At 69.9% G+C, this 2914-nt stretch carries 2 protein-coding genes and 2 pseudogenes; all 4 read left to right on the top strand.

Annotation, left to right across the window (positions count from 1 at the left end):
* Window positions 1-255, top strand: a pseudogene (locus AC2W7C_RS16135) (hypothetical protein); the annotation flags it as partial.
* On the top strand, window positions 252-674 hold the full coding sequence (locus tag AC2W7C_RS16130; RefSeq protein WP_486002307.1) for a PHP domain-containing protein: 423 nt from the start codon (window positions 252-254) through the stop codon (window positions 672-674). The pseudogene AC2W7C_RS16135 and the gene AC2W7C_RS16130, both read left to right, overlap by 4 nt.
* Before the next feature lie 147 nt (window positions 675-821).
* Window positions 822-2399: pseudogene (locus AC2W7C_RS16125) on the top strand (error-prone DNA polymerase family protein); the annotation flags it as partial.
* A 175-nt stretch (window positions 2400-2574) separates the two neighbouring features.
* Window positions 2575-2914: helix-hairpin-helix domain-containing protein (locus tag AC2W7C_RS16120; RefSeq protein WP_486002308.1), on the top strand; the 340-nt coding region annotated here is incomplete at its 3' end.

Here is a 2914-nt window from a genome sequence, read left to right as displayed (position 1 = left end):
CGCCCGGCCCGGTTCGTCTGGCGCCGCGTCAGCCGTCGGGTGGTTCGGGCCGAGGGGCCGGAGCGGCTGTCGCCGGAATGGTGGCGGCCCCGGCCGGATGGTCGCGAGGTCCGCACGCGGGACTACTACCGCGTCGAAGATACGGAGGGGGGGCGCTACTGGCTGTTCCGCGAGGGGCTTTACGGCCGGGACCACACGGGACCGGGCGACGACCGGCGGGCGCCGTCGTGGTGGATGCACGGAGTGATGGCGTGAGCGGCCCAGGCCCCGTGTGGAACGGCGAATACGCCGAGCTGGGGGCGATGACCAACTTCAGCTTCCTGGAGGGGGCCTCGCACCCGAAGGAGATCATGCACCAGGCCAGGGCGCTGGGCCTGGCGGCCGTCGGGGTGGCGGACCGCAACACCCTGGCCGGCATGGTGCGGGCGCTGATGGGAGCCGAGAAGGCGGGGATTCCTCTGGTCGTCGGGTCGCGGCTGTGGTTCGTCGACGGGACGGAGCTGATCGTCTTCCCCCGCGACCGCGCCGCCTACGGCCGGCTATGCCGCCTGCTGTCGCTGGGCAAGAGCGAGGCGGTGCCCCAGCCGGGCGCGGACCCGGAGGCCGAACGGATCGCCAAGGCCGAGACGCGGCTGACGTTTCGAGCAGGCCGTGGGGCTGGGCGAGGGGGCTGATCGCCCTGGCGCCGGCGCCGAGCGGCCGGACGCGCGTTCGAGGCGCGGCTGGGGGCGTGGCGGGAGGCGTGGCCGGACGATCTTTACCTGGCGGCCGCGCCTCTGTGGCGGGGCGACGATCGGCGGCGGTTGAACGCCCTGGCGACCATGGCGACGCGGACTGGGGCCCCGATGATCGCGACCAATGCGGTGCTCTATCACCACCCCGACCGGCGCATGCTGCAGGACGTGCTGACCTGCGTGCGCGAGGGCGTGACGATCGACGAGGCGGGGCGGCGGCTGCAGGCCAACGCCGAGCGCCATCTGAAACCGCCGCAGCAGATGGCGCGCCTGTTCCGGGGGCACGAGGCGGCGCTGGCGCGGACGATGGGGGTGGTTCGAGCGTGCCGGTTCTCGCTCAGGGAGCTCGAATATCAGTACCCGGACGAACCCGTGCCCCAGGGCTGGACGGCGCAGCGGCGGCTGATCCACCTGACGTTCAAGGGCGCGAGGAAGAAGTGGCCGCAAGGGGTGGAGCCCAAGATCCTGGCGACGATCGTCAAGGAGCTGAGGCTGATCAAGCAGCTGGGCTATCCCAACTACTTTCTGACCGTACACGACATCGTCGCCTGGGCGCGGCGGCAGGACGATCCGATCCTGTGCCAGGGACGGGGCTCGGCGGCGAACTCGGTGGTCTGTTTCTGCCTGGGGGTGACCAATGTGAACCCGGCCGAGCAGGACGTGCTGATCGAGCGGTTCATGTCGGCGGACCGGGACGAGCCGCCCGACATCGACGTCGACTTCGAGCACGAGCGGCGCGAGGAGGTGATGCAGTACGTCTACAAGCGCTACGGCCGCGATCGGGCGGCGATCGTGGCGACGGTCATCCACTACCGGCCGCGCTCGGCGGTGCGCGACGTGGGCAAGGCGCTGGGCCTGACCGAGGACGTGACGGCGCGGATGGCCGACACCGTCTGGGGCTCGTGGGGCGACGGGGTGAAGGACGAGCATGTGGACCGCGCCGGCCTGAGCCGCGAGGGCGCGCGGATGCGGCTGGCGCTGGAGCTGACCGCGGAGTTGATCAAGTTTCCCCGCCACCTGAGCCAGCACGTGGGCGGCTATGTGCTGAGCCAGACGCCGCTGGTCGAGATCGTGCCGATCGGCAACGCGGCGATGGAGGACCGCACCTTTATCGAATGGGACAAGGACGACATCGACTTCCTGAAGCTGATGAAGGTCGACGTGCTGGCCCTGGGCATGCTGACGGCGCTGAAGCGCGGGTTCGACCTGATCGCGCGGAACTACGGACGACGGTTCGAGCTGGATACGGTCCCGCAGGACGATCCCAAGGTCTATGACATGCTGTGCGACGGGGATTCGCTCGGGGTCTTCCAGGTCGAGAGCCGGGCCCAGATGGCGATGTTGCCCCGCCTTCGGCCGCGCACCTTCTACGACCTGGTGGTGGAGGTCGCGATCGTGCGGCCCGGCCCGATCCAGGGCGGGATGGTGCACCCCTATCTGAAGCGGCGGAAGGAGCGGCGGGAGGCGGAGGCGCGGGGCGAGCCTTACGTCATCGATTTCCCTCATCCTCACCCGGACCACGGCGACAGGGACGAGCTGAGGAGGGTGCTGCACAAGACCCTGGGCGTGCCGCTGTTCCAGGAACAGGCGATGCGGATCGCGATGGAGGCGGCCAAATACACTCCCGCCGAGGCCAACAGCCTGAGGCGGGCGATGGCCACTTTCCGGCACATGGGCACGATCCACGAGCACGAGACCCGCTTCGTCCAGAGAATGATCGACCGCGGCTACGATCCCGATTTCGCCCGCGGCTGTTTCGACCAGATCAAGGGGTTCGGGGAGTACGGCTTCCGGAAGCCACGCCTGCTCGTTCGCCCACCTGGTCTATGTCTCGTCGTGGATGAAGCGCTGGTATCCGGAAGTGTTCTGCGCGGCCCTTCTGAACAGCCAGCCGATGGGTTTCTACGCCCCCGCCCAACTGGTCCGCGACGCGCGCGACCACGATGTCGAAGCGCGGCATCCGGACGTGAACATGAGCGGCTGGGACGCTTCGCTGGAGCCGCGGGCGGGCCAGGCGCGTCACGCGTTGAGGCTGGGCCTGCGCTCCATCGACGGCTTCAGGCAGGAGTGGGCCGAGCGGATCGAGCAGGTGCGGGGCGAGCGGCCGTTCGCGACGTCGAGGACCTGCGGGTCCGGGCGCGGCTGCCGACGCAGGCCCTGGACGGCTGGCCGAGGCGGAC

This window comes from Brevundimonas sp. CURTG3B2_SDJG (genome assembly GCF_057364705.1).
This window is presented reverse-complemented; position numbering and strand designations above follow the sequence as displayed.